This is a genomic window from Salmonella sp. 32010601201800023SM (assembly GCF_017572235.1).
Classification (GTDB): Bacteria; Pseudomonadota; Gammaproteobacteria; order Enterobacterales; family Enterobacteriaceae; genus Salmonella; species Salmonella enterica.
The window spans coordinates 690,112-715,548 of record NZ_JAGEQS010000002.1 but is presented as its reverse complement, the minus strand read 5'-3'; the positions used below and the strand labels follow the sequence as shown (position 1 = coordinate 715,548).

General features: G+C 51.2%; 27 protein-coding genes, 1 rRNA gene and 1 other annotated feature. Of the genes, 13 read left to right on the top strand and 15 right to left on the bottom strand.

What is annotated here, in order from left to right; all coding sequences use genetic code 11:
• The 4 genes from J4617_RS10830 to rluD form a co-directional block, all read right to left on the bottom strand.
• Window positions 1-110 (bottom strand): 16S ribosomal RNA (locus tag J4617_RS10830); the annotation flags it as partial.
• A gap of 453 nt (window positions 111-563) precedes the next feature.
• On the bottom strand, window positions 564-3,137 hold the full coding sequence (gene clpB, locus J4617_RS10825; RefSeq protein ID WP_001235092.1) for an ATP-dependent chaperone ClpB: 2,574 nt from the start codon (window positions 3,135-3,137) through the stop codon (window positions 564-566).
• A 129-nt stretch (window positions 3,138-3,266) separates the two neighbouring features.
• Window positions 3,267-3,998, bottom strand: coding sequence for a purine nucleoside phosphorylase YfiH (gene yfiH, locus J4617_RS10820; RefSeq protein ID WP_000992639.1), 732 nt, complete (start codon window positions 3,996-3,998; stop codon window positions 3,267-3,269).
• Window positions 3,995-4,975: a 23S rRNA pseudouridine(1911/1915/1917) synthase RluD gene (gene rluD, locus J4617_RS10815; protein WP_000079130.1), complete on the bottom strand. Its 981-nt coding sequence runs from the start codon at window positions 4,973-4,975 to the stop codon at window positions 3,995-3,997. The genes yfiH and rluD overlap by 4 nt, the downstream gene beginning before the upstream one ends.
• Window positions 4,976-5,106: 131 nt before the next feature.
• Here rluD and bamD point away from each other — a divergent pair, with 131 nt between their 5' ends.
• The 4 genes from bamD to pheA all read left to right on the top strand — a co-directional run bounded on the left by bamD (window position 5,107) and on the right by pheA (window position 7,865).
• On the top strand, window positions 5,107-5,844 hold the full coding sequence (gene bamD, locus J4617_RS10810) for an outer membrane protein assembly factor BamD (RefSeq protein ID WP_000197660.1): 738 nt from the start codon (window positions 5,107-5,109) through the stop codon (window positions 5,842-5,844).
• 271 nt (window positions 5,845-6,115) lie between these two features.
• Window positions 6,116-6,454, top strand: coding sequence for a ribosome-associated translation inhibitor RaiA (raiA, locus tag J4617_RS10805; protein ID WP_000178449.1), 339 nt, complete (start codon window positions 6,116-6,118; stop codon window positions 6,452-6,454).
• 102 nt (window positions 6,455-6,556) lie between these two features.
• Window positions 6,557-6,682, top strand: a sequence feature (Phe leader region).
• Window positions 6,558-6,605: a pheA operon leader peptide PheL gene (gene pheL / locus J4617_RS10800; protein ID WP_010989056.1), complete on the top strand. Its 48-nt coding sequence runs from the start codon at window positions 6,558-6,560 to the stop codon at window positions 6,603-6,605. Its footprint overlaps the feature before it by 48 nt.
• A 22-nt stretch (window positions 6,683-6,704) precedes the next feature.
• Window positions 6,705-7,865 (top strand): bifunctional chorismate mutase/prephenate dehydratase, encoded by a 1,161-nt coding sequence (gene pheA, locus J4617_RS10795; protein ID WP_000200077.1) that lies wholly within the window; start codon window positions 6,705-6,707, stop codon window positions 7,863-7,865.
• Here the strand turns inward: pheA and J4617_RS10790 are convergent.
• The 3 genes from J4617_RS10790 to aroF are packed head-to-tail and all read right to left on the bottom strand — an operon-like array spanning window position 7,826 to window position 10,993.
• Window positions 7,826-8,734, bottom strand: coding sequence for an SMP-30/gluconolactonase/LRE family protein (locus tag J4617_RS10790; RefSeq protein WP_000210993.1), 909 nt, complete (start codon window positions 8,732-8,734; stop codon window positions 7,826-7,828). The genes pheA and J4617_RS10790 overlap by 40 nt on opposite strands.
• Window positions 8,735-8,791: 57 nt before the next feature.
• On the bottom strand, window positions 8,792-9,913 hold the full coding sequence (gene tyrA / locus J4617_RS10785) for a bifunctional chorismate mutase/prephenate dehydrogenase (RefSeq protein WP_017465995.1): 1,122 nt from the start codon (window positions 9,911-9,913) through the stop codon (window positions 8,792-8,794).
• Window positions 9,914-9,922: 9 nt separating this feature from the next.
• On the bottom strand, window positions 9,923-10,993 hold the full coding sequence (aroF, locus tag J4617_RS10780) for a 3-deoxy-7-phosphoheptulonate synthase AroF (RefSeq protein WP_001168062.1): 1,071 nt from the start codon (window positions 10,991-10,993) through the stop codon (window positions 9,923-9,925).
• 439 nt (window positions 10,994-11,432) lie between these two features.
• On the opposite strand from aroF, the gene J4617_RS10775 reads away from it, so the two are divergent.
• Together J4617_RS10775 and dgcN are read left to right on the top strand one after the other, a co-directional pair.
• Entirely contained in the window at window positions 11,433-11,951 is a 519-nt protein-coding gene (locus J4617_RS10775; RefSeq protein ID WP_001212379.1) for a YfiR family protein, read from the top strand.
• Window positions 11,944-13,164 carry a diguanylate cyclase DgcN gene (gene dgcN, locus J4617_RS10770; RefSeq protein ID WP_001030985.1) on the top strand — a complete coding sequence of 407 codons (1,221 nt, stop codon included), beginning with the start codon at window positions 11,944-11,946 and terminating at the stop codon, window positions 13,162-13,164. Before J4617_RS10775 ends, dgcN begins: the two co-directional genes overlap by 8 nt.
• 156 nt (window positions 13,165-13,320) lie before the next feature.
• Here the strand turns inward: dgcN and rplS are convergent, their stop codons facing one another.
• The 5 genes from rplS to ffh form a co-directional block, all read right to left on the bottom strand.
• Window positions 13,321-13,668 (bottom strand): 50S ribosomal protein L19, encoded by a 348-nt coding sequence (gene rplS / locus J4617_RS10765; RefSeq protein WP_000065257.1) that lies wholly within the window; start codon window positions 13,666-13,668, stop codon window positions 13,321-13,323.
• A 40-nt stretch (window positions 13,669-13,708) separates the two neighbouring features.
• Entirely contained in the window at window positions 13,709-14,476 is a 768-nt protein-coding gene (gene trmD / locus J4617_RS10760; RefSeq protein ID WP_000469813.1) for a tRNA (guanosine(37)-N1)-methyltransferase TrmD, read from the bottom strand.
• Window positions 14,477-14,520: 44 nt separating this feature from the next.
• Window positions 14,521-15,069, bottom strand: a complete 549-nt coding sequence (gene rimM / locus J4617_RS10755; protein WP_000043266.1) for a ribosome maturation factor RimM — start codon at window positions 15,067-15,069, stop codon at window positions 14,521-14,523.
• Between the two features lie 18 nt (window positions 15,070-15,087).
• Entirely contained in the window at window positions 15,088-15,336 is a 249-nt protein-coding gene (gene rpsP / locus J4617_RS10750; RefSeq protein WP_000256453.1) for a 30S ribosomal protein S16, read from the bottom strand.
• A gap of 313 nt (window positions 15,337-15,649) precedes the next feature.
• The gene (ffh, locus tag J4617_RS10745; protein ID WP_000460052.1) at window positions 15,650-17,011 is read right to left on the bottom strand and encodes a signal recognition particle protein; all 1,362 of its coding nucleotides are present in this window, start codon (window positions 17,009-17,011) and stop codon (window positions 15,650-15,652) included.
• A gap of 165 nt (window positions 17,012-17,176) precedes the next feature.
• Between ffh and J4617_RS10740 the strand changes: the two genes are divergently transcribed.
• From J4617_RS10740 to J4617_RS10730, 3 genes are all read left to right on the top strand, one after another.
• A complete protein-coding gene (locus J4617_RS10740) occupies window positions 17,177-17,968 on the top strand; it encodes an inner membrane protein YpjD (protein WP_001653501.1) in 792 nt (263 codons plus the stop codon).
• A 19-nt stretch (window positions 17,969-17,987) separates the two neighbouring features.
• Window positions 17,988-19,274, top strand: a complete 1,287-nt coding sequence (locus J4617_RS10735; protein ID WP_127172650.1) for an HlyC/CorC family transporter — start codon at window positions 17,988-17,990, stop codon at window positions 19,272-19,274.
• Between the two features lie 120 nt (window positions 19,275-19,394).
• The gene (locus J4617_RS10730) at window positions 19,395-20,000 is read left to right on the top strand and encodes a hypothetical protein (protein ID WP_001287923.1); all 606 of its coding nucleotides are present in this window, start codon (window positions 19,395-19,397) and stop codon (window positions 19,998-20,000) included.
• 34 nt (window positions 20,001-20,034) lie between these two features.
• Here the strand turns inward: J4617_RS10730 and grpE are convergent, their stop codons facing one another.
• Window positions 20,035-20,625: a nucleotide exchange factor GrpE gene (gene grpE / locus J4617_RS10725; protein WP_001518875.1), complete on the bottom strand. Its 591-nt coding sequence runs from the start codon at window positions 20,623-20,625 to the stop codon at window positions 20,035-20,037.
• Window positions 20,626-20,748: 123 nt separating this feature from the next.
• On the opposite strand from grpE, the gene nadK reads away from it, so the two are divergent.
• The 3 genes from nadK to bamE all read left to right on the top strand — a co-directional run bounded on the left by nadK (window position 20,749) and on the right by bamE (window position 23,861).
• On the top strand, window positions 20,749-21,627 hold the full coding sequence (gene nadK, locus J4617_RS10720) for an NAD(+) kinase (RefSeq protein ID WP_001619578.1): 879 nt from the start codon (window positions 20,749-20,751) through the stop codon (window positions 21,625-21,627).
• A gap of 85 nt (window positions 21,628-21,712) precedes the next feature.
• A complete protein-coding gene (gene recN / locus J4617_RS10715) occupies window positions 21,713-23,374 on the top strand; it encodes a DNA repair protein RecN (RefSeq protein ID WP_000880965.1) in 1,662 nt (553 codons plus the stop codon).
• A 148-nt stretch (window positions 23,375-23,522) separates the two neighbouring features.
• Window positions 23,523-23,861 (top strand): outer membrane protein assembly factor BamE, encoded by a 339-nt coding sequence (bamE, locus tag J4617_RS10710; protein ID WP_001203445.1) that lies wholly within the window; start codon window positions 23,523-23,525, stop codon window positions 23,859-23,861.
• A gap of 165 nt (window positions 23,862-24,026) precedes the next feature.
• Here bamE and J4617_RS10705 read toward each other — a convergent pair whose 3' ends face one another.
• Window positions 24,027-24,317: an RnfH family protein gene (locus J4617_RS10705; RefSeq protein WP_001112990.1), complete on the bottom strand. Its 291-nt coding sequence runs from the start codon at window positions 24,315-24,317 to the stop codon at window positions 24,027-24,029.
• Complete coding sequence (locus J4617_RS10700) at window positions 24,307-24,744, bottom strand: type II toxin-antitoxin system RatA family toxin (protein WP_001537508.1); 438 nt, start codon at window positions 24,742-24,744, stop codon at window positions 24,307-24,309. The genes J4617_RS10705 and J4617_RS10700 overlap by 11 nt, the downstream gene beginning before the upstream one ends.
• 188 nt (window positions 24,745-24,932) lie before the next feature.
• Between J4617_RS10700 and smpB the strand changes: the two genes are divergently transcribed.
• Window positions 24,933-25,415, top strand: coding sequence for an SsrA-binding protein SmpB (smpB, locus tag J4617_RS10695; protein WP_001518569.1), 483 nt, complete (start codon window positions 24,933-24,935; stop codon window positions 25,413-25,415).
• Window positions 25,416-25,437 lie beyond the last annotated feature (22 nt).

Genomic DNA, 25,437 nt, shown 5'->3' with positions numbered 1-25,437 from the left:
GTCCGCCACTCGTCAGCGAAGCAGCAAGCTGCTTCCTGTTACCGTTCGACTTGCATGTGTTAGGCCTGCCGCCAGCGTTCAATCTGAGCCATGATCAAACTCTTCAATTTAAAAGTTTGATGCTCAAAGAATTAAACTTCGTAATGAATTACGTGTTCACTCTTGAGACTTGGTATTCATTTTTCGTCCTAGGACGTTAAGAATCCGTATCTTCGAGTGCCCACACAGATTGTCTGATAAATTGTTAAAGAGCAGTGCAACGCGGCTTTCGCTCACCGTTGCGAGGTGGCGTATATTACGCTTTCCTCTTTTTGAGTCAAGCCTTTATTTTCGCTTTCCTCACAGACTTCTTAACGAAGCCTTTCTGACCCGGCGGCCTGTATACCGTTGTTCCGTGTCAGTGGTGGCGCATTATAGGGAGTTATTAGAGCCTGACAAGACCTAAATGCAAAAAAAAGCTCAACCGTTCACTTTTCAAACAACATTTGAACCAAAAGCCTATTTTCGCCTGGTTTTTAAACAAAAACGAGCCCGTCAGGGCCCGTTTTATTCAAATTTGTGACTTACTGCACTGCCACAATACGATCATCATTGGCTTCAAGGCGAATCACTTTGCCAGGAACCAGTTCACCAGACAGGATTTGCTGCGCCAGTGGGTTTTCGATCTGCTGTTGAATAGCACGTTTTAACGGACGCGCCCCGTAGACCGGATCGTAACCGTTGGCGCTCAACAGTTTCAGCGCCTCGTCGGAGATATGGATTTCATAACCACGTTCTTCCAGACGTTTGTACAGACGCTGCAGCTGGATCTGAGCAATAGAAGCGATGTGTTGTTCACCTAACGGATGGAATACCACAACTTCATCAATACGGTTGATAAATTCCGGACGGAAGTTTTGGCTAACCACACCCAGCACCATCTCTTTCATTCGACCGTAATCCAGTTCGCCAAAGCGCTCCTGAATGAGATCGGAACCGAGGTTAGAAGTCATAATGACCACCGTATTACGGAAGTCGACCGTTCTCCCCTGCCCGTCAGTCAGTCGACCGTCGTCCAGCACCTGCAACAGAATGTTGAATACATCCGGATGCGCTTTTTCCACTTCATCCAACAAGATGACGGAATAAGGGCGACGGCGCACCGCTTCCGTCAAATAACCGCCTTCTTCATAGCCGACATATCCCGGAGGCGCCCCGACCAAACGAGACACGGAGTGTTTCTCCATAAACTCAGACATGTCGATACGCACCATCGCGTCGTCGCTGTCGAACATAAAGTTAGCCAGCGCTTTACACAGTTCGGTTTTACCGACCCCCGTCGGCCCCAGGAACAGGAAGGAACCAATCGGACGGTTCGGATCGGACAGCCCAGCACGGCTACGACGTATGGCGTTCGATACTGCTTCAACGGCTTCATTCTGCCCGATCACACGGCTGTGTAACTCTTGTTCCATACGCAACAGTTTTTCACGTTCGCCTTCCAGCATTCTGGCAACCGGAATACCGGTCCAGCGCGCCAGCACTTCGGCAATTTCCGCATCCGTTACTTTGTTACGTAACAGACGCATGGTTTTACCTTCCGACTGGGTCGCGGCTTCCAGCTGTTTTTCCAGCTCCGGAATTTTGCCGTACTGCAGTTCAGACATTCGCGCCAGGTCGCCAACGCGACGCGCCTGCTCGATGGCGATCTTCGCCTGCTCCAGCTCCGCTTTAATAGTTTGCGTCCCAGAAAGCGATGCTTTTTCCGCTTTCCACTCTTCTTCCAGCTCAGAGTACTGACGCTCTTTATCGTCCAGTTCTTCGTTGAGCATATCGAGACGTTTTTTACTCGCCTCGTCAGACTCTTTCATCAACGCCTGCTGTTCCAGTTTGAGCTGAATAATCCGGCGGTCGAGTCTGTCCAGCTCCTCCGGCTTAGAGTCAATCTGCATACGAATGCTGGATGCCGCTTCATCGATGAGGTCGATAGCTTTATCCGGCAACTGACGGTCGGCGATATAGCGGTGAGATAATGTTGCCGCCGCCACAATCGCCGGGTCAGTGATCTGCACATGGTGGTGCAGCTCGTAACGTTCTTTCAGGCCACGCAGAATAGCGATGGTGTCTTCCACTGAAGGTTCTGCGACAAACACTTTTTGAAAACGACGTTCCAGCGCCGCGTCTTTTTCAATGTACTGACGGTATTCATCCAGCGTGGTGGCGCCCACACAGTGCAGTTCACCACGCGCCAGCGCCGGTTTCAGCATATTCCCGGCGTCCATGGCGCCATCAGCCTTACCTGCGCCAACCATCGTGTGCAGCTCGTCAATAAACAGGATGACGTTGCCTTCCTGTTTCGCCAGATCGTTCAGCACGCCTTTCAGACGCTCTTCAAATTCGCCGCGATATTTCGCCCCCGCCACCAGCGCGCCCATATCCAGCGCCAGCACGCGACGGCCTTTCAGGCCTTCCGGTACTTCACCATTAATAATACGTTGCGCCAGCCCTTCAACAATGGCGGTTTTACCTACGCCTGGCTCACCGATTAACACCGGGTTGTTTTTAGTACGACGTTGCAATACCTGAATGGTACGGCGAATTTCTTCATCACGACCAATTACCGGGTCAAGCTTACCTTGTTCAGCCCGCTCGGTCAGATCGACGGTATATTTTTTCAAGGCCTGACGTTGGTCTTCAGCCCCTTGATCGTTCACGCTTTCACCTCCGCGCATCTGTTCAATTGCCTGAGTGATATTGGCCGTGGTCGCACCGGCTGATTTCAGCAGATCGGTTAACGTGCCGCGAGACTCAAGCGCCGCCAGAACAAACAGCTCTGACGAAATAAAATTGTCCCCCCGTTTTTGCGCCAGCTTGTCGCAAAGGTTCAGTACGCGTACCAGTTCCGAAGAAGGCTGTACGTCGCCGCCGGTGCCTTCCACCTGCGGTAAACGGCTCAGCGCCTGATCGATAGCGGTGCGCAACTGGCCAGCATTAATGCCGGCGGAGGTTAATAAAGGACGTATCGATCCCCCTTCCTGGTTCAGCAAGGCGCTCATTAAATGAAGAGGTTCGATGAATTGGTTGTCGTGCCCCAGCGCGAGCGACTGGGCATCGGCAAGAGCAAGCTGGAATTTGTTAGTAAGACGATCCAGACGCATAACTCCTCCCATAACAGGTCAAAATTGCTACTGGAGATTAAATGAGGTCATCCCTCAATTATTCAAGGTGAATGACCTGAATTATGTGAAAAGAAAGTTACCCGTACCGGATCGTCTTGATTCTTTAGGTTATATCAGCCAAATAAAACTTGCCATACGACCTGTCGTCTTGTCGCGACGATAAGAGAAGAAAGTCTCACTTTCGCTAAAGGTGCAGCGATCCCCGCCATAGACATGTTCAACGCCGGTATTCGCCAGACGTTGGCGTGCAAGCTGATAAATATCCGCCAGAAATTTTTCCCCGTGCGGCAAAAATGCGCTATCGGCTTGCGCATCTTTTGCTAAAAATGCGTCACGCACTTCCGGCCCCACTTCAAACGCGGTCGGGCCGATCGCCGGACCTAACCAGGCGATGATATTTTCTGGTTTGTCAGCAAAGCAGGTGACAGTTTCCTCCAGTACGCCTTCACATAATCCGCGCCAGCCCGCATGAGCCGCCGCCACTTCTGTTCCCTCACGGTTACAGAATAGCACAGGCAGGCAGTCTGCCGTCATTACCGCGCAGACGGTTCCTGGCGTATTGCTGTAAGACGCATCCGCACGTTTGGAGGCATAAGGTTCTCCGGTAAGCCTCAACACATTTTTACCGTGAACCTGTTCAAGCCAGACAGGTTTCGAAGGCAGATTGCCCGCCGCAAACAGACGCTTGCGGTTCTCTTCAACATGCTCCGGGTTATCGCCGCAATGCGCGCCCAGATTCAGCGAGTCGTAAGGCGGTAAACTCACCCCGCCAATACGGGTAGAACTACAGGCTGCGACGCCTTTCGGCAGCGGCCACTGCGGGACAATCAGTGCATTCATAACCAGTCCACATCATCTTTATGATCTTCAAAATCGGCGCGCATCGCATCGATAAGGTCCACCATATCTTGTGGAATCGGCGCGTGCCACTCCATTTCGATACCCGATACAGGATGGTAGAGACGCAGCATCGTTGCATGCAGCGCCTGGCGGTCAAACTTACGCAGCGTGGAAATAAATTCTTCCGATGCGCCTTTCGGTGGACGTGGACGCCCGCCATATACCTGATCGCCCACTAACGGATGCGTAATATGCGCCATATGCACGCGGATCTGGTGCGTACGCCCGGTCTCCAGACGCAACCTAAGACGCGTATGCACACGGAAATGTTCCATAATGCGGTAGTGGGTCACCGCCGGTTTGCCCATGGGATGCACCGACATATGGGTACGTTTGGTCGGGTGACGACTGATGGGTTCATTCACCGTTCCTCCCGCCGTCATATGTCCGATCGCGACCGCTTCATATTCGCGGGTGATCTCGCGCAGCTGCAAAGACTCCACCAGGCGCGTTTGCGCCGGAACGGTTTTGGCCACCACCATCAGCCCCGTCGTGTCCTTATCCAGACGATGCACAATGCCCGCGCGCGGAACATCCGCAATCGGCGGATAATAATGTAGCAACGCGTTCAGTACCGTACCGTCCGGGTTACCCGCGCCAGGATGTACCACCAGATCGCGTGGTTTGTTGATAACCAGAATATCGTCATCTTCATAAACAATATCTAACGGGATATCCTGCGCTTCAAAACGAATCTCTTCGTCGATCTCCGCATCAATAGCCACCCGCTCGCCGCCTAACACTTTTTCTTTTGGCTTATCGCAAAGTTGACCATTGACCAACACGCGCTGATTCAAAATCCATTCTTTTATACGCGAACGTGAATAATCCGGGAACATTTCGGCCAAAGCCTGATCTAAGCGTTGACCGAGTTGGTTTTCGGAGACCGTTGCGGTGAGTTGTACTCGTTGTGCCATATACAGCTTCTTCGTTTAACGTTGGGTTTTACGGCTTTGCCGTTTAATATAGTGTGCTATTGTAGCTGGTCTTAACCGGGAGCAGGAACAGAGAATCTCCCGTAAAACATTTTGAGGAAAGTCAAAACGTCATGACGCGCATGAAATATCTGGTGGCAGCAGCCACGTTGAGCCTGTTTCTGGCGGGTTGCTCGGGTTCAAAGGAAGAGGTGCCCGATAATCCGCCGAATGAAATCTACGCGACTGCTCAGCAAAAGCTGCAGGACGGTAACTGGAAACAGGCAATAACGCAATTGGAAGCGTTAGATAATCGTTATCCATTCGGACCGTATTCTCAGCAGGTGCAGTTGGATCTTATCTACGCCTATTACAAAAACGCCGATTTGCCGCTAGCGCAGGCCGCCATCGATCGTTTTATGCGTCTTAATCCAACGCACCCTAATATTGACTATGTCATGTATATGCGCGGCCTGACGAACATGGCGCTGGATGATAGCGCGCTGCAGGGTTTCTTTGGCGTCGATCGCAGCGATCGCGATCCGCAACATGCGCGGGCGGCGTTCAATGACTTTTCGAAACTGGTACGCAGCTATCCTAATAGCCAGTACACCACCGACGCCACTAAGCGTCTGGTATTCCTGAAAGACCGTCTGGCGAAATATGAATATTCCGTCGCAGAGTACTATACCGCGCGCGGCGCATGGGTTGCGGTCGTAAACCGGGTAGAAGGTATGCTACGCAATTATCCTGATACGCAGGCCACGCGCGATGCGTTGCCGCTGATGGAAAACGCCTATCGTCAGATGCAGCTGAATGCGCAGGCTGACAAAGTCGCGAAAATTATTGCCGCTAACAGCAAAAACACCTGAAGCAATACCAACAAGCAAAACGGCAGCCTTCCGGCTGCCGTTTTTTTATTCGATATCTGATGCAACAGAAATGATTTCACTGCAACGCATCCAGTCAAATATGGCCTGCTTTCAGCCATTCCTCAAGTAAAAGATCGCTTCTTCCTGCGATGCCTCACAAAAAGTTCGCCTTGACAAAAAGTGACAAAATAATGTGATTTACATCACACATTTTGACATTAAGAACGGTATGCTGGAATCACCAAGACGGGAAAGACAAGAGGTAAAATTTATGACAATGAACATTACCAGTAAACAAATGGAAATTACTCCGGCAATTCGCCAACATGTCGCAGACCGTCTCGCCAAACTGGAAAAATGGCAAACTCACCTGATTAATCCTCATATCATTCTGTCTAAAGAGCCACAGGGCTTTATTGCTGACGCCACCATTAATACACCGAACGGACATCTGGTCGCCAGCGCAAAACACGAAGATATGTACACCGCTATTAATGAATTGATCAACAAGCTGGAACGGCAGCTCAATAAAGTGCAGCACAAAGGCGAAGCCCGTCGTGCCACCGCATCGGTGAAAGATGCCAGCTTCGTCGAAGCAGAAGAAGAGTAGTCCCTTACATTGAGTGTATCGCCAACGCGCCTTCGGGCGCGTTTTTTGTTGACAGGATTAAAACAGTACGGGTACTGTACTTACGTACACAAAGGAAACAGTTATGAAGCTAACCCGGTTTTTCTTCGCATTCTTTTTTATCTTCCCCTGACCGGGAGGCGTTTCGTCATGTGATAAAGAATGCGAAGACGAACAAGAAGGCCTCCCCCACCGGGAGGCCTTTTTTATTGATAACAAAAAAGGCAACACTATGACATCGGAAAACCCATTACTGGCGCTGCGAGATAAAATCAGCGCTTTAGACGAAGAGTTACTGGCCTTACTGGCAAAACGACGCGCGCTGGCGATTGAAGTGGGACAAGCAAAACTACTGTCGCATCGTCCGGTTCGGGATATCGATCGTGAACGCGCGCTGCTGGACAGACTCATCCATCTCGGTAAAGCCCACCATCTCGACGCACACTACATTACCCGTCTGTTCCAGCTTATCATTGAAGACTCCGTGCTTACTCAGCAGGCGCTGCTGCAACAACATCTGAATAATACTCACCCTCATTCGGCACGTATTGCGTTTCTTGGGCCGAAAGGCTCCTATTCTCATCTCGCGGCGCGCCAGTATGCTGCACGCCATTTTGAGCAATTTATTGAGAGCGGCTGCGCAAAATTCGCCGATATTTTTCATCAGGTCGAAACCGGCCAGGCCGATTACGCCGTGGTTCCGATAGAGAACACCAGCTCCGGCGCTATCAACGATGTGTACGACTTATTGCAACACACCAGTCTGTCAATTGTCGGTGAGATGACCGTCACTATCGATCACTGCGTGCTGGTTTCCGGCGCTACGGATCTGAATACCATCGAAACGGTGTACAGCCATCCGCAGCCGTTTCAGCAGTGCAGTAAATTTTTGAGCCGCTATCCGCACTGGAAAATCGACTATACCGAGAGTACGTCGGCAGCGATGGAAAAAGTCGCGCAGGCGAACTCTCCGCGCGTCGCGGCGCTCGGCAGCGAGGCAGGTGGCATGTTGCACGGATTACAGGTGCTGGAACGCATCGCCGCAAACCAGACGCAAAATATCACCCGCTTTCTGGTACTGGCGCGCAAAGCTATCAACGTTTCCGATCAGGTTCCGGCAAAAACCACTCTGTTAATCGCCACCGGGCAGCAAGCTGGCGCGCTGGTCGAAGCGCTGCTGGTGCTGCGTAACCACAATCTCATCATGACGAAACTGGAGTCGCGCCCCATTCACGGCAATCCGTGGGAAGAGATGTTTTATCTCGATATTCAGGCGAACCTGGAGTCGCAGGTAATGCAAAGCGCGCTAAAAGAGCTGGGCGAGATCACGCGCTCAATGAAAGTGCTTGGCTGCTATCCCAGCGAAAACGTCGTGCCGGTAGAACCTGCCTGACGTTCAATAAAACGGCTTTTCTTCATCCCTGCGACGGCTACCTGCAGGGTGAAGATGGCGCCGGAGAGCGGATAATCCGCCACTTCCTGAGCAGACATATTTTCTCTGGTAGTTGTAATAAACAGCGTTTTCATGTCTGCGCCGCCAAAGCAAACCATCGTCGGACAACGTACCGGCAACCGGTACTCTTCCAGCTGCTCTCCTTGCGGTGAGAAACGCGCCACGCGCCAGCCGTCAAACATCGCGCTCCAGTAGCACCCTTCGCTATCCATCGCCGCGCCGTCGGGAAGTCCTTCTCCTTCGCCAAAATGGCGAAAAAGTTCACGCTTGCCCGGTTCGCCATGCTTATCAAGTAACGTGCGGTATATCACGCCATTCGGCGTATCGGAGGTATACATCCACTGGTTATTCGGGCTGAACGCCAGGCCGTTGTGTCCCTGGATATCGCACTGGATCACTTTTGCCGTCAGGTCATGATCGATCCGCATCAGCAACGCGCCATTATAGTCACCTGGCGCCCAGAACGTTCCGGCATAAAAACGTCCATCGCCATCAGTGCCGCCATCGTTGAAACGCGCCAGTTTCGTATTAGAGGGATTGTCGCAAACCTTACGCTGCAATAATCCATTTTTATCGGCCAGCCAGATAGCATGACGCATGGCCACAATAAATCCGCCCTGCTCACGCAAGGCAAAACAGCCCACCTCTTCCGGAAACGCCAGCACGCTATGCGTCCCGCTCGCCGGATGGTAACGATGGATCTCCTGTTCCAGGATATCGGTCCAATACAGCGCGCTTTCATCCTCGCTCCATGTGGGGCATTCTGGTAGATGTCCGACATAATCAAATAAAACGTGCGGCGTAGTCATAACGGTTCCTTAAACGAAAAAAGCCAGCAAAGCTGGCTTTTAGTATAGATGTCATCATTATGGTCGGCTGTCATTCGCCTGACGCAATAACACACGGCTTTCATTCTGGAAGCGTCTGGCATAATCGCCAAACCAGTGTTCAACTTTGCGAAAACTGTCGATAAAAGCCTGCTTATCACCCTGTTCCAGTAACCCGATCGCATCGCCAAAACGTTTATAGTAACGCTTGATAAGCGCCAGATTGCGCTCCGACGACATAATAATGTCCGCATACAGCTGCGGGTCCTGGGCGAACAGACGCCCGACCATCGCCAGCTCCAGTCGATAAATCGGCGATGATAGCGCCAGAAGCTGCTCAAGCTGGACGTTCTCTTCCGCCAGATGCAGCCCATAAGCGAAGGTAGCAAAGTGGCGCAACGCCTGGATAAAAGCCATGTTCTGATCGTGCTCGACAGCGCTAATTCGATGCAACCGCGCGCCCCACACCTGGATTTGCTCAAGGAACCACTGATACGCTTCCGGTTGACGCCCATCACACCAGACCACCACCTGCTTCGCCAGGCTCCCGCTGTCCGGACCAAACATCGGATGCAAGCCCAACACGGGGCCATCATGGGCCGCCAACATTGCCTGCAACGGACCGCTTTTCACCGATGCCAGATCGACCAGAATACAGTCGGACGGCAGGGGCGGCAGTTGCGCTATGACCTGTTCAGTAACATGAATCGGCACGCTGACGATCACCATTCCGGCATCGGCGACAATGTCCCTGGCGCGCGGCCAGTCCTGTTGTTCCAGAATACGGACCTGATAGCCCGACAGCGTGAGCATTTTTTCAAACAGACGCCCCATCTGTCCGCCGCCGCCCACAATGACGACCGGACGCAGAGAAGGACAAAGCGTTTTGAACCCCTTATCATTTTCGCTGGAGTAAGATTCACGCATTACCCGGCGCAGGACATCTTCAATGAGATCGGGCGGGACACCGATCGCTTCTGCTTCCGCCCGTCGTGAAGCCAGCATAGAGGCCTCACGCTCCGGCACGTAAATAGGCAGGCCAAAACGGCTTTTCACCTCGCCGACTTTGGCAACCAGTTCCAGGCGCTTAGCCAGTAAATTCAACAACGCTTTATCGACATTATCTATTTGATCGCGTAACGCGGTCAATTCAGCAACCATAACAACCTCTTATGCGACGCGCACCGCCAGCTGGCCGCTCAAATCTTTATGAATTTCACGTAACAGGGCATCGGTCATCTCCCAGCTAATACAAGCATCGGTGACGGAAACGCCATACTTCATTTCGCTGCGCGGCTGCTCGGAAGACTGATTACCCTCATGAATATTACTTTCAATCATTAAGCCAATGATTGAACGATTGCCATCTTTAATCTGCGCAACCACAGATTCGGCAACGGCTGGCTGGCGGCGATAATCTTTATTGGAGTTACCATGACTGCAATCTACCATCAGCGAAGGACGTAGTCCCGCCTGTTCCATCTCTTTTTCACACTGAGCGACATCTGCCGGGCTATAGTTTGGCGCTTTGCCGCCACGCAGAATCACATGGCCATGCGGATTTCCCTGGGTTTGCAATAACGCAACCTGGCCGGCCTGGTTAATGCCAACAAAACGATGAGGTTGCGCAGCGGCGCGCATGGCGTTAATCGCTGTCGCCAGGCTGCCATCCGTGCCGTTTTTAAAGCCGACCGGCATAGAAAGACCAGACGCCATTTCGCGGTGGGTTTGCGATTCGGTTGTGCGCGCGCCTATCGCCGACCAGCTAAACAGATCGCCCAGGTATTGCGGGCTGTTCGGATCCAACGCTTCGGTCGCCAATGGCAACCCCATATTCACCAGTTCCACCAGTAGCTGACGCGCTATTTTCAACCCGGCTTCCACATCAAATGAGCCATCCATGTGAGGATCGTTAATCAGCCCTTTCCAGCCGACGGTAGTCCGCGGCTTTTCAAAATAGACGCGCATTACCAGATAGAGGCTATCGCTGACCTCTGCGGCAAGGGCTTTAAATCGACGGGCATATTCCAGAGCGGTTTCAGGATCGTGAATAGAACAAGGACCGCATACCACCAACAGACGCGGATCGCGCCCGGCAATAATGTCAGAAATGATTCCCCGGGACTGCGCTATCTGCGCTTCCTGCGCCAGACTCAAGGGAAAGGCCGCTTTAAGCTGCTCCGGCGTCATTAATACCTGTTCATCGGTGATACGTACGTTATTCAGCGCGTCTTTTTGCATGATGGCGATCCTGTCTTTTCTTGTTTGCGATAGTTGATCCTCCACGAGGATGTTTAAACCATACCACAAAAAGTAAAGATTTCAATCCATATTACGTAAAATAAACTTTACACTTTGCGTGATGGTCGATTAAAACCCTTCATTTCGTATCAAAAACTTTACACTGCAAGTGGATGATTTTATTCCCAGCCTCAGAAAAGCGGTAAAATGAGCGATGCTCGCCATTTTTTGATTATTTTTTCTCCGCACGCATAATTTTACTTTCTGATATAGGGTGATTAATACCATTATCACAAGAATTTAATATCAGGGATATCGCTTAAATTATTCATATTATCAATAAGACATAATGACGATATGGCAAAATAATGTTATTTTGCTACAAACAATCACGGATGTATTTTAATGCTTTACGACTGAAGATGGTGGGGACTTGTTAATGCGTTTTTCTCACCGATTTATCCTTCTGTTATCGCTATTATTAGCAAGCTTGCCTCTGTATGCTCAACGCGTCACGGAAGAAGAGAAATCCGTACGCGCCATCGTCTCCGGTATCGTCAGTTATACACACTGGCCGGCGTTATCCGGGCCGCCAAGGCTATGCATATTTTCATCTGCGCGTTTTGTCAGGGTACTTAGCGAAGAGGCTGACTGGGCTTTCCCTTATCAACCGCTTGTCATCCGTACCACACAGGAAGCCCTGAGCGCCCGCTGTGATGGTTTTTACTTTGGCAATGAATCGCCAGCTTATCAGGTGGAGTTAACGCGTCATTATCCAGTTAATGCCTTGTTATTAATTGCCGAGCAAAATACCGAATGTATTATTGGCAGCGCATTTTGTCTGATCATTAACAATGATGAAGTCAAATTTTCCGTCAACCTGGACTCCCTCTCGCATAGCGGCGTGAGAGTGAATCCAGAAGTATTAATGCTTGCACGGAATCAAAAGCATGAATAAGGAATTTTCTCTGTCCAGACCAACATTTAAACGCACACTACGGCGGATTAGTATAATCAGCGTGCTGCTTACAATGACATTGATCTGGCTATTAATTTGCGTTGCGTCTGTCCTTACGCTCAAACAGTATGCGCAAAAAAATCTCGATTTGACCGCCGCCACAATGGCCCATAGCCTTGAAGCGGCACTGGTATTTTCCGATAACGCGGCCGCAGCGGAAACGCTCGCCACACTGGGACGCCAGGGACAATTTTCAGCGGCGGAGGTCCGCGATAAAAATGGCCGTACTATCGCCTCATGGCGCTATGATGCGCGAGCCGCAGACGATAAGCTCATCGGCTTAATTAGCCACTGGCTTTTTCCATTGCCGGTATCGCAACCCGTCTGGCACAACGGCAGGGCCATCGGCGAAGTACGGCTTGTCGCCCGCGACAGCCTTATTGGTCATTTTATCTGGCTATCGCTGGCAGTGCTGACAGGATGTATTCTGCTGGCATCCGGCATTGCCCTGCTGCTCACGCGTTATTTGCACAATGGCGTTGTGGATGCGCTGCAAAATATTACTGAAGTTGTACACGACGTTCGCACTAACCGAAATTTTTCACGCCGGGTACCTGATGAGCGTATTGCGGAATTTCACCTGTTTGCGCAGGATTTCAATAGCCTTCTGGATGAGATGGAAGAATGGCAGCTACGGCTTCAGGCTAAAAATGCCCAGTTACTACGTACCGCATTGCACGATCCGCTGACGGGGCTTGCCAATCGCGCGGCATTTCGCAGCTGTATTAACGCGCTGATGAAGGACAATTCCGCTCGTAGCAGTTCGGCATTGTTATTTCTGGATGGCGATAACTTTAAATATATTAATGATACCTGGGGACATGCGGCAGGCGACCGCGTACTTATAGAGGTTGCCAAAAGATTAGCGGAATTCGGTGGTAGCCGTTATCAGACTTACCGACTCGGCGGCGATGAATTTGCGATGGTGCTTTACGATGTACATTCGGAATATGAAGTACAACGTATTTGCGCAGCGCTATCCCAGGCGTTTAATCGACCTTTTGAACTGCATAACGGCCAGCGAATAACGATGACCCTGAGTATTGGCTTTGCGCTGACATGGGAACATGCCACTGCCGAAAAACTACAAGAACTGGCCGATCGAAATATGTATCAGGCTAAACACCGGCGTGCGGAACGCTCGCTAAACTAAGGAACGGGCCTGGCCGTTTCTGACTCAGCGTTGAGACCACTGACCCAGACTAATCATGCAACCGTCTATGGCGTGGAGCAACCCCATAAAAAAGGGGCCAGCGTAATGCCAGCCCCTTCTTTTCTACAAGCTTTCGGATGTTGCGAAAGCGCGTTCTTAGTTAAGACGCTCTTTGATACGAGCCGCTTTACCAGTACGCTCACGCAGGTAGTACAGTTTAGCTTTACGAACAGCACCACGACGTTTAACAGCAATGCTGTCAACTACCGGAGAGTGAGTCTGGAAGACACGCTCAACGCCTTCGCCGTTGGAAATTTTACGAACAGTGAATGCAGAGTGCAGACCGCGGTTACGAATAGCGATAACCACGCCCTCGAATGCCTGCAGACGTTTCTTGGTACCTTCAACAACCCATACTTTCACTTCCACGGTATCGCCCGGACGGAAGGAAGGTACGTTCTGCTTCATCTGCTCTTGTTCAAGTTGCTTAATAATGTTGCTCATAATTTAATCTCTTATCCTGGGTAAACTGATATTCGGGGGCCTATGCCATCCCATCATGTTTATGCTGCTGTTGTGCGTGTTCTGTTTTGAACTCCGCCAGCAACCTTGCTTGCTCTTCAGTCAGAGCCAGGTTTTCCAGAAGTTCAGGTCTTCTAAGCCAGGTTCGGCCCAGCGACTGTTTCAAACGCCAGCGACGTATCTCGGCATGGTTTCCCGACAGCAATACTGGCGGTACTTCCATCCCCTCTAACACTTCAGGGCGCGTATAGTGCGGACAATCCAGCAACCCATCAGCAAACGAATCTTCGATTGCTGATGCCTCATGCCCCAGAACCCCCGGTATAAACCGGGCGACGGAGTCAATCAGCGTCATTGCCGGTAGTTCGCCACCGCTGAGAACGTAATCGCCAATTGACCATTCTTCGTCAATTTCGGTCTGAATTACGCGCTCATCTACGCCTTCGTAGCGACCACACACCAGAATAAGCTTCTGATTCGTGGCCAGCTCGCTAACGCCCGCTTGATCAAGCTTGCGTCCCTGAGGCGACAGATAAATCACTTTAGCGCCTTCACCTGCCGCGGCTTTTGCTGCGTGAATGGCGTCCCGCAAGGGTTGCACCATCATTAACATCCCTGGTCCGCCGCCGTAAGGACGATCGTCCACGGTACGGTGCCGGTCATGCGTGAAGTCGCGAGGACTCCAGCTCTGGATGTTCAGCAGGCCATTTTTTACTGCCCGGCCAGTTACCCCGTAATCGGTAATTGCGCGGAACATTTCAGGAAACAGGCTAACGATGCCAATAAACACAAGCCAATCCCCATAACGCCATTTATTACCGTTTATTCGGTGGTTTAAAAACCAGGATCCCAGTCTACTTCGATAGTACGAGTAGCGAGATCGACTTTCTTGATAACCTGCCCATCGAGGAACGGTACTAGTCGTTCCTTGATACCAAATGCATCTTTCAGGTTCGCCTTAATGACGAGAACGTCATTCGACCCGGTTTCCATCATGTCGATAACTTTACCGAGATCGTAGCCTTCAGCGGTGACTACCTGGCAGCCCATCAGGTCTTTCCAGTAGTAGTCTCCCTCCTCAAGCGCAGGAAGTTGCGAGGAATCCACGACAATTTCGCAATTTGTCAGAAGATTCGCGGCATCTCGATCGTCAACGCCTTTCAGCTTGATGATCAGATCCTGATTGTGGTGCTTCCAGCTTTCCAGCTGTACCTGCTGCCACTGACCCGCCTTCTGGATAAACCAGGGCTGATAGTCAAAAATGCTTTCGGCGTCTTCAGTGGAGGAAAACACTCTGAGCCAACCACGGATACCGTATGAAGAACCCATTTTCCCCAGTACAACCGGTTCAGCGGGTACTTGTGCGGCGAGTTGCTTGCTCATCATGACCACCGTGACAGATTAAGCTGCTTTTTTTACTTCTTTGATCAGCGCCGCAACGCGATCGGAAATGGTTGCGCCCTGGCCAACCCAGTGAGCGATGCGATCCAGATCCAGGCGGGTGCCTTCTTCTTTTTCGCTAGCGATTGGGTTGAAGAAACCAACGCGCTCAATGAAGCGACCGTTGCGTGCATTACGGCTGTCGGTGACAACAACCTGGTAGAACGGACGCTTTTTAGCGCCGTGACGAGCTAAACGAATAGTTACCATAACATCCTCTTGTGTGAATAAAACAACCGGGCCCCATCGAGGAACGGAGCCCGGCGTCATATTAAAAGCCCGAAAATTTTACTGATTTCTGGGAAAAAAGCAATCAACATGTGATGAAGCTTAATTCCAGGGCGTGACCGTTGCAGCCAGTTTGGCGTCGGCGTGCGCGCAGAAAGCGGAGCGTACACGCAGTACGTGAGCATTTACTCGCTCCGCTCGCCCTTCGGGCCGCCCTAAAGGGCGTTCAAAACACTATCGTGTTTTGTCGAGCACACTCCGGCGTCAAAATGGCAAATAAGGTAGCCCGATATATTTATCTACCCGGGAAGCCTGGCGGCATCATCCCCTTCATACTCCGCATCATCTTCGCCATCCCGCCCTTCTTCATCTTCTTCATCATGCGCTGCATGTCGTCGAACTGTTTCAGAAGGCGGTTAACGTCCTGCACCTGCATCCCACAGCCCTGCGCGATACGACGCTTGCGGGAACCTTTGATGATTTCCGGCTTCGCGCGTTCTTTCAGCGTCATCGAATTGATGATCGCCTCCATACGCACCAGCACCTTGTCATCCATCTGCGATTTAACGTTGTCCGGAATCTGCCCCATGCCTGGCAGTTTGCCCATCAGACTGGCCATACCGCCCATGTTTTTCATCTGTTTGAGCTGTTCCAGGAAGTCGTTCAGGTCGAAGCCGTCGCCTTTCTTCAGTTTAGTCGCCAGCTTTTCAGCCTGTGCGCGGTCAACTTTGCTTTCGATATCTTCGATCAGCGACAGCACGTCGCCCATGCCGAGAATACGCGAGGCGATACGATCCGGGTGGAACGGCTCCAGCGCGTCGGTTTTCTCGCCGACACCGAGAAATTTAATCGGCTTACCGGTGATATGACGAATAGAGAGCGCCGCACCGCCACGCGCATCACCATCAACTTTGGTCAGCACCACGCCGGTTAACGGCAGCGCTTCGTTAAAGGCTTTTGCGGTATTCGCCGCATCCTGACCGGTCATCGCATCAACGACAAACAGCGTTTCTACTGGCTTGATAGAAGCGTGGACCTGTTTGATTTCGTCCATCATCGCTTCGTCAACGTGCAGACGACCGGCGGTATCCACCAGCAGCACGTCGTAGAATTTGAGCTTCGCTTCTTTCAGCGCGGCGTTGACGATATCAACCGGTTTCTGGCCAACATCAGACGGGAAGAAATCCACGCCAACCTGCTCAGCCAGCGTTTCGAGCTGTTTGATCGCCGCCGGGCGATAGACGTCGGCAGAGACGACCAGCACTTTCTTCTTGTGCTTCTCGCGCAAGAATTTACCCAACTTACCGACGCTGGTGGTTTTACCCGCCCCCTGCAGACCCGCCATCAATACTACGGCTGGCGGCTGCGCAGCTAAATTCAGCGTCTGGTTCTCTTCGCCCATCGCCGCAACCAGTTCGCTACGGACAATCTTGACGAACTCCTGCCCTGGGGTCAGGCTCTTGTTAACTTCATGACCAACCGCTTTCTCTTTTACGCGATTGATGAACTCACGCACTACCGGCAGCGCAACGTCAGCCTCCAGCAGCGCCATGCGCACTTCGCGCAGCGTCTCTTTAACGTTGTCTTCAGTAAGGCGCCCACGGCCACTGATATTGCGCAGCGTGCGCGACAAACGATCGGTTAAATTATCAAACATTGTCTCTCGCCTGGGGTGGAAACGGTTGGTCGCCGCAGCGACACAGTTACAGAATTTCGCCACAGTATACCATGAAGCCGTCTTTGTTGTTATGCAACGGTTGGAGCTGCGGTCACGTAACGCTATACTGCTTCTCTTTCTCACTGGTCAACTGTCGACACAACTATGCCCGTTTTTGCTTTACTTGCCCTTGTCGCCTACTCCTTCAGCCTCGCGCTGATCGTTCCCGGACTGTTGCAAAAAAACAGCGGCTGGCGGCGTATGGCTATTCTTTCTGCGGTCATCGCGCTGGTGTGCCATGCTGTCGCGCTGGAATCGCGTATTCTGCCCGGCGGCGACAGTGGACAAAACCTGAGCCTGCTGAATGTCGGTTCGCTGGTCAGTCTGATGATCTGCACGGTGATGACCATTGTCGCGTCGCGTAATCGCGGCTGGCTACTTCTGCCCATAGTCTATGCTTTTGCGCTGATTAACCTGGCCTTCGCCACGTTTATGCCTAATGAATATATTACGCATCTGGAAGCGACCCTAGGCATGATGGTGCACATCGGTCTGTCGCTTTTCTCTTACGCGACGCTGATAATCGCCGCGCTGTATGCGCTACAACTAGCGTGGATCGACTATCAGTTGAAGAACAAAAAGCTGGCGTTTAGTAATGAAATGCCGCCATTGATGAGCATTGAGCGCAAAATGTTTCATATCACGCAGATTGGCGTCGTACTGCTGACCCTTACTCTGTGTACCGGCCTGTTTTACATGCATAACCTGTTCAGTACTGAAAATATTGATAAAGCCGTGCTCTCTATCGTGGCATGGTTTGTCTATATCGTTCTGCTGTGGGGGCATTACCATGAAGGCTGGCGGGGTCGTCGGGTCGTGTGGTTTAACGTCGCAGGCGCGGGTATTCTGACGCTGGCCTATTTTGGTAGCCGCATATTACAGCAATTTGTAAGCTAAGCTTTTAAAGGAGTTTCCCCTGGAACACATCTCCACCACCACGCTGATTATCATATTAATCATCATGGTGGTCATCTCGGCCTATTTTTCCGGTTCCGAAACTGGAATGATGACGCTAAACCGTTACCGTTTACGCCATATGGCGAAGCAAGGTAATCGCTCGGCAAAACGGGTAGAAAAATTATTGCGTAAACCCGATCGACTGATAAGCCTGGTGCTGATCGGCAATAACCTGGTCAACATTCTTGCCTCGGCGCTCGGCACGATTGTGGGTATGCGGCTTTACGGCGACGCTGGCGTGGCTATCGCCACCGGGGTACTGACGTTTGTCGTGTTAGTTTTTGCCGAAGTCCTGCCCAAGACTATCGCCGCGCTCTATCCGGAAAAAGTGGCCTATCCCAGCAGCTTCCTGCTGGCGCCGTTACAGATACTGATGATGCCGCTGGTGTGGTTACTTAACACCATCACCCGCCTGCTGATGCGTCTGATGGGAATTAAAACGGACATCGTGGTTAGCGGGTCGTTAAGCAAAGAGGAATTACGCACTATCGTGCATGAATCCCGTTCGCAAATCTCTCGCCGCAATCAGGATATGCTGCTGTCGGTTCTCGACCTGGAAAAGGTCAGCGTGGATGACATCATGGTGCCGCGTAATGAAATTATCGGGATCGATATCAATGACGACTGGAAATCTATCGAGCGGCAGCTTACCCACTCGCCGCACGGACGCATTGTGCTCTATCGCGATTCGCTGGATGACGCCATCAGTATGCTGCGCGTGCGTGAAGCCTGGCGGTTAATGGCCGAGAAAAAAGAGTTCACCAAAGAGATGATGCTGCGCGCCGCCGATGAAATCTATTACGTCCCGGAAGGTACGCCGCTCAGTACGCAACTGATTAAATTTCAGCGCAATAAAAAGAAAGTCGGACTGGTCGTCAATGAGTATGGCGATATCCAGGGGCTGGTCACCGTTGAAGATATTCTCGAGGAGATCGTTGGCGACTTCACCACATCGATGTCGCCGACACTGGCGGAAGAGGTCACGCCGCAAAACGACGGTTCGGTCATTATTGACGGTACCGCCAACGTCCGGGAAATCAATAAAGCGTTTAACTGGCACCTGCCGGAAGATGACGCGCGCACCGTCAACGGGGTGATTCTGGAGGCGCTGGAGGAAATTCCGGTTGCTGGCACGCGCGTGCGCATTGAGCAGTACGATATAGATATTCTCGATGTACAGGAAAATATGATTAAGCAGGTAAAGGTTGTACCGGTAAAACCGCTGCGCGAGAGTGTGGCGGAGTAACACAATGGCGAACTCCGGTTCGCCTTTTTTATCGCCGTCTTTTAAGATTCCATCAATTCCTGCCATTTACTTAACAATGCAATAATGTCTTTTCAGGCATTCAGAAAGGATATTGATGTTATGTCAGAAGATTATGTAATTGAATGGGATAAGAATTTTGCAGACGACCTCAACGTCGTCGCCAACGTTTTTTTATCACACAACCCAACCTTATGGCCCACTATTTTCTCTCAACTTTCGACGCAACCTGAAATCTTTGAAGACGAAGATGAAGACGAATATGGGTTGCAGGACGTCCTGGATTGTAGCGGTGGCGATCTCGGAAATAACGAGCTGGCACAGGCATTTTTACAAGTTCTACGCGGCGAAGGATTTATTCACCTCGTTGACTGGAAAGGTGAAGATGAAGAAGGCGAACTGGCTAATTTTGCCGCAGATCGCTTTTATGAACTCACAAAAAACCTGACGGATTCTGAGGAATTAAGAAATCTTCTTGTCGAAATAACCCAAGAGGATGAAATCTCCGATGTCTGTGAAGCCGGGGACCGTTACCTTGACGAGATCTTTGAACGCATCCAGACCGAACTCAATAAGAGGGGCTTCCAGATTTTTGATCTGAATGAAGGATCTGACACCTATAATGTGGTCGTTCTGCCAATGAGCGAATATAAAAAAATAGAGGATTTCAACACGCCGTGGCTGGAAGTGCAGGATTTTTTAAGCTAAAAAAATGGCCGACTTTACATCGGCCATCAGACTTTTACTTCGCCTTCGCTACAGTCACCATCGCCGCGCGAATGGTACGACCGTTCAGCGTATAGCCTTTCTGCATAATACCCAGCACATTGCCTGCCGGAACCTCTTCCGACTCCACCATCGCAATCGCCTGATGCACGTTCGGGTCCAGCGGCACGTTGGTCTCAGCAATCACTTCCACGCCGAACTTACGCACCACATCCAGCATAGACTTCAGCGTCAGCTCAATCCCTTCGACCATTGCCGCCATATCCGGATTGGCTTTGTCTGCGACTTCCAGCGCGCGATCCAGGCTATCGATTACCGGCAGCAATTCGTTGACGAACTTCTCGAGAGCGAATTTATGCGCTTTTTCGATATCCTGTTCAGTACGACGGCGCAGGTTTTCCATTTCCGCTTTGATACGCAACACGGTGTCGCGTTCGCGAGTCTGGGCTTCGGCAAGCTGAACTTCCAGATTCGCAATTTTTTCATCGCGCGGATCCACCTGCTCAGCAGAATCGTTTGGTTCAACTGCCTCAACCTCTTCGTGCTGATCCATGATAATTTCTTCCGGGGCTTGCCCCTCAGGCGTTTTCTGTTCTTTACTACTCATGAATTTCTCCGCGTTTTTTTTCGCATTCATCTCGCTAACTTCGCTTATTATGGGGATCAGATTCAGGGTTTCAAGGGAAGTACTCACATTGTCATCAATCTTCGCTACAAGGACCTCAGAAAAATGAATAATCATTTCAAGTGTATCGGCATTGTGGGGCATCCGCGTCATCCCACCGCACTCACGACACATGAAATGCTCTACCGTTGGCTATGCGCTCAGGGTTATGAGGTCATTGTGGAGCAACAAATCGCCCACGAATTACAGCTAAAAAATGTGCCAACCGGCACGCTGGCGGAAATTGGTCAACAGGCGGATCTGGCGGTAGTCGTGGGCGGCGACGGCAATATGCTTGGCGCAGCGCGTACGCTGGCGCGTTATGACATCAATGTGATTGGCATTAACCGCGGTAATCTTGGCTTCCTGACCGATCTCGATCCGGACAACGCCCTGCAACAATTATCTGATGTGCTGGAAGGACGCTATATCTCCGAAAAACGTTTTCTGCTGGAAGCGCAGGTCTGCCAACAGGAGCGCCAGAAGCGTATCAGCACAGCCATTAATGAAGTGGTGCTGCATCCGGGAAAAGTGGCGCATATGATCGAATTCGAGGTTTATATTGATGAAACCTTCGCTTTTTCACAGCGGTCTGATGGTCTAATCATTTCTACGCCGACCGGCTCCACCGCCTATTCACTCTCCGCAGGCGGCCCTATTCTGACCCCTTCACTGGATGCCATCACCCTGGTGCCGATGTTCCCGCATACCTTGTCGGCGCGCCCGTTAGTCATTAACAGCAGTAGCACGATTCGTCTGCGTTTTTCGCATCGCCGTAGCGATCTGGAAATTAGCTGCGACAGTCAGATAGCGCTGCCTATTCAGGAAGGAGAAGATGTGCTGATTCGCCGCTGCGACTACCATCTCAACCTGATACATCCCAAAGACTATAGCTATTTCAATACATTAAGCACAAAACTCGGCTGGTCAAAAAAATTATTCTAATTTTACGTTAGCCTCTTTACTGTATAAAAAACCAGTTTATACTGTATTTAATTACAGTCATGGTTTTTCATACAGGAAAACAGCTATGTTGGCGCAACTGACCATCAGCAATTTTGCTATCGTTCGTGAGCTTGAGATCGATTTTCAGAGCGGAATGACCGTCATTACTGGTGAAACCGGCGCGGGTAAATCTATTGCGATTGATGCCCTGGGTCTGTGTCTGGGCGGTCGCGCTGAGGCCGATATGGTCCGTACCGGAGCGACCCGTGCCGATTTGTGTGCCCGCTTTGCGCTGAAAGACACGCCTGCGGCATTGCGCTGGCTGGAAGAAAACCAGCTTGAAGAAGGGCGCGAATGCTTACTTCGCCGCGTTATCAGCAGCGATGGCCGCTCACGGGGCTTTATTAACGGCACCGCTGTGCCCCTGTCTCAATTGCGCGAGCTCGGTCAGTTGCTGATTCAAATTCACGGCCAACATGCGCACCAGCAGCTTACCAAACCCGAACAGCAAAAATCGCTGCTGGATAGCTATGCCAACGAAGCCGCTTTAGCGCAGCAGATGGCTGCTCGCTACCAATTATGGCATCAAAGCTGCCGCGATCTCGCCCATCACCAGCAACAAAGCCAGGAACGCGCCGCGCGCGCGGAACTGCTGCAATATCAGTTAAAAGAGTTGAACGACTTTAATCCGCAGGCCGGCGAATTCGAGCAAATTGACGAAGAGTACAAACGGCTGGCCAACAGCGGGCAGTTGCTTACGACCAGCCAGAACGCTCTGGCGCTACTCGCGGACGGCGAAGACGTTAACCTGCAAAGCCAGTTATATAGCGCAAAACAACTGGTTAGCGAGCTGGTAGGTATGGACAGCAAGCTTTCCGGCATCCTGGATATGCTGGAAGAAGCCACTATCCAACTCACCGAAGCCAGCGATGAATTACGCCACTATTGCGAGCGTCTGGATTTAGACCCCAATCGCCTGTTTGAACTTGAACAGCGCATCGCTAAACAAATTTCGCTGGCGCGAAAACATCATGTCAGCCCGGAAGCGCTGCCGCAGCTTTATCAGTCACTGCTCGAAGAACAGCAGCAGCTCGACGATCAGGCCGATTCGCTGGAAACGCTAACGCTGGCGGTTAATAAGCATCACCAACAAGCGCTGGAAACGGCGCAAGCGCTGCATCAACAGCGTCAGTTTTACGCCCAGGAGCTGGGGCAGTTGATCACTGAAAGTATGCATTTACTTTCGATGCCGCACGGTCTGTTTACTATCGACGTGAAATTTGATGAGCATCATCTGAGCAACGACGGCGCCGATCGCGTGGAGTTTAAAGTGACGACAAACCCGGGTCAGCCGCTGCAGCCTATCGCTAAAGTCGCGTCTGGCGGTGAACTGTCGCGCATTGCGCTGGCTATTCAGGTGATTACCGCGCGCAAAATGGAAACGCCGGCGCTAATTTTTGACGAGGTCGATGTTGGCATCAGCGGCCCAACCGCCGCCGTGGTCGGTAAACTCCTGCGTCAGCTTGGCGAATCCACTCAGGTGATGTGCGTCACTCACCTGCCACAGGTAGCCGGGTGCGGTCACCAGCACTTCTTTGTCAGTAAAGAAACAGACGGGGCAATGACCGAAACCCATATGCAACCGTTGGATAAACGTGCGCGTTTACAGGAACTGGCCCGCCTGTTGGGAGGAAGTGAAGTTACGCGTAATACGCTGGCAAACGCAAAAGAACTGCTGGCGGCGTAAACTTTTTTATCTCCCGAAGGTCTGAGTTCACAACAAAAACGCCGTAAGACCCGACAGCAAAAGGTTTTAAAGTGATGAAAGGTCTATTATCATCGGCATATTAATATGAGCCACGTACTGCTCAGGCCCGAAAAGGAACCCAATCACTATGCGCTGTAAAACGCTGACTGCTGCCGCAGCAGTACTCCTGATGTTGACCGCAGGCTGTTCCACTCTGGAGCGAGTGGTTTACCGACCTGACATCAATCAGGGGAACTATCTTACACCTACGGATGTCGCCAAAGTGCGTGTTGGTATGACGCAACAACAGGTTGCGTATGCTTTAGGCACGCCGATGATGACCGATCCTTTTGGTACGAACACCTGGTTTTATGTCTTCCGCCAGCAGCCAGGACATGAGAACGTGACGCAGCAGACTCTGACGCTCACCTTTAACAGCAGCGGCGTGTTAACCAATATTGATAACAAACCGGCGTTGACGAAGTAATTTTGTGATACCGCCTGATGAGGTTACGTTCATCAGGCCTGCAAACCTCTCCCCCGCCATTTGGTACGAATTTGCCTGATGGCGCTACGTTTATCTGGCTTACAGGCACGCCTGTGCTTCAGGTGTGGTACGGCTTTCACACCGTTATCCGGCAAAAGAGGCTAATTATCTGCCAGCCGATTTTTCGGCACGCTGGCGGCGTAATGCTTTTGGATCGGCGATTAAGGGACGGTAAATTTCAACCCGATCGCCATCCTGCACCGTATCGGTGAGTTTTACCGGACGACTGTAGATACCTACTTTATTTTTCGCCAGATCGATATCCGTGCGCAATTCCAGCAAGCCGGAAGCGCGAATCGCCTCTTCGACCGTCGCGCCCTCCTCCAGCGTTACGCGCTGCAAATACTGCTTTTCCGGCAGCGCATAAGCCACTTCAACCACAAGTTTATCCGGCACGGTAAACCTCTTTGGCGCGAACCGTAAACGCCTGCACCATGTTGGACGCTAACTCTTTGAATATACGACCAAACGCCAGCTCAATGAGTTTATTGGTAAACTCAAAATCAAGCTGAAACTCAATGCGGCACGCCTCGGGGCTGAGCGGGGTAAATTTCCAGCCGCCGATCAGCTTTTTAAAGGGGCCATCCACCAGATGCATCAGAATACTCTGGTTACGCGTTAGCTGATTACGCGTCGTAAACGTCTTGCTGATACCCGCCTTCGACACGTCAACAGCCGCCGTCATCTGTGCTGGCGATGACTCCAGGACGCGACTACCAACACACCCAGGCAAAAACTGGGGATACGATTGCACGTCATTCACTAACTGATACATCTGTTCCGCACTGTAGGGGACTAAAGCAGTCCGACTAATCTGAGGCATAGCAATTCCCATCAACATAAATCGTGTAAATAATACCACTTATCAGCGAGTAAAAAAAATGCTGTCCCCAACCGTCATGCCTTAATTGTGCGTGCATAGCCCAACTCATGCTAAGATAGATTTTTGCACCTCATCAGGACGTAATGGGGTGTTTTCGATATCAGATTACCTATGAATTCACGACACTTATGACGAAGAAAAAAGCACATAAACCGGGCTCAGCCACCATCGCGCTGAATAAGCGCGCCCGGCACGAATACTTTATCGAAGAAGAGTTCGAGGCTGGTCTCGCCCTGCAAGGCTGGGAAGTAAAATCTCTGCGCGCAGGAAAAGCCAATATCGGCGACAGTTACGTTATCCTCAAAGATGGCGAGGCCTGGCTGTTTGGCGCAAACTTTACGCCGATGGCGGTCGCCTCGACACATGTCGTATGCGACCCAACCCGAACCCGCAAACTGTTGTTAAATCAGCGTGAGCTTGATTCACTGTATGGCCGTATTAATCGTGAAGGTTATACTGTCGTCGCGCTTTCTCTGTACTGGAAAAATGCCTGGTGCAAAGTGAAGATCGGCGTGGCGAAAGGTAAAAAACAACATGATAAACGTTCCGATCTTAAAGAACGTGAGTGGCAACTGGATAAAGCACGCATTATGAAAAATGCAGGCCGATAATAGACATTTTTTGTGACCAGCT

Excerpts from the sequence above, each read along its gene's own strand:
- J4617_RS10740 (WP_001653501.1), top strand. The coding sequence starts at position 17,177 with ATGCCCGTTTTTGCTTTACTTGCCCTTGTCGCCTACTCCTTCAGCCTC.
- rluD (WP_000079130.1), bottom strand. The coding sequence starts at position 4,975 with ATGGCACAACGAGTACAACTCACCGCAACGGTCTCCGAAAACCAACTC.
- recN (WP_000880965.1), top strand. The coding sequence starts at position 21,713 with ATGTTGGCGCAACTGACCATCAGCAATTTTGCTATCGTTCGTGAGCTT.
- J4617_RS10775 (WP_001212379.1), top strand. The coding sequence starts at position 11,433 with ATGCGTTTTTCTCACCGATTTATCCTTCTGTTATCGCTATTATTAGCA.
- yfiH (WP_000992639.1), bottom strand. The coding sequence starts at position 3,998 with ATGAATGCACTGATTGTCCCGCAGTGGCCGCTGCCGAAAGGCGTCGCA.
- rplS (WP_000065257.1), bottom strand. The coding sequence starts at position 13,668 with ATGAGCAACATTATTAAGCAACTTGAACAAGAGCAGATGAAGCAGAAC.
- J4617_RS10790 (WP_000210993.1), bottom strand. The coding sequence starts at position 8,734 with ATGACTACGCCGCACGTTTTATTTGATTATGTCGGACATCTACCAGAA.
- rpsP (WP_000256453.1), bottom strand. The coding sequence starts at position 15,336 with ATGGTAACTATTCGTTTAGCTCGTCACGGCGCTAAAAAGCGTCCGTTC.
- clpB (WP_001235092.1), bottom strand. The coding sequence starts at position 3,137 with ATGCGTCTGGATCGTCTTACTAACAAATTCCAGCTTGCTCTTGCCGAT.
- ffh (WP_000460052.1), bottom strand. The coding sequence starts at position 17,011 with ATGTTTGATAATTTAACCGATCGTTTGTCGCGCACGCTGCGCAATATC.
- smpB (WP_001518569.1), top strand. The coding sequence starts at position 24,933 with ATGACGAAGAAAAAAGCACATAAACCGGGCTCAGCCACCATCGCGCTG.
- bamD (WP_000197660.1), top strand. The coding sequence starts at position 5,107 with ATGACGCGCATGAAATATCTGGTGGCAGCAGCCACGTTGAGCCTGTTT.
- bamE (WP_001203445.1), top strand. The coding sequence starts at position 23,523 with ATGCGCTGTAAAACGCTGACTGCTGCCGCAGCAGTACTCCTGATGTTG.
- J4617_RS10700 (WP_001537508.1), bottom strand. The coding sequence starts at position 24,744 with ATGCCTCAGATTAGTCGGACTGCTTTAGTCCCCTACAGTGCGGAACAG.
- tyrA (WP_017465995.1), bottom strand. The coding sequence starts at position 9,913 with ATGGTTGCTGAATTGACCGCGTTACGCGATCAAATAGATAATGTCGAT.
- nadK (WP_001619578.1), top strand. The coding sequence starts at position 20,749 with ATGAATAATCATTTCAAGTGTATCGGCATTGTGGGGCATCCGCGTCAT.
- aroF (WP_001168062.1), bottom strand. The coding sequence starts at position 10,993 with ATGCAAAAAGACGCGCTGAATAACGTACGTATCACCGATGAACAGGTA.
- dgcN (WP_001030985.1), top strand. The coding sequence starts at position 11,944 with ATGAATAAGGAATTTTCTCTGTCCAGACCAACATTTAAACGCACACTA.
- grpE (WP_001518875.1), bottom strand. The coding sequence starts at position 20,625 with ATGAGTAGTAAAGAACAGAAAACGCCTGAGGGGCAAGCCCCGGAAGAA.
- J4617_RS10730 (WP_001287923.1), top strand. The coding sequence starts at position 19,395 with ATGTCAGAAGATTATGTAATTGAATGGGATAAGAATTTTGCAGACGAC.
- raiA (WP_000178449.1), top strand. The coding sequence starts at position 6,116 with ATGACAATGAACATTACCAGTAAACAAATGGAAATTACTCCGGCAATT.
- pheA (WP_000200077.1), top strand. The coding sequence starts at position 6,705 with ATGACATCGGAAAACCCATTACTGGCGCTGCGAGATAAAATCAGCGCT.
- rimM (WP_000043266.1), bottom strand. The coding sequence starts at position 15,069 with ATGAGCAAGCAACTCGCCGCACAAGTACCCGCTGAACCGGTTGTACTG.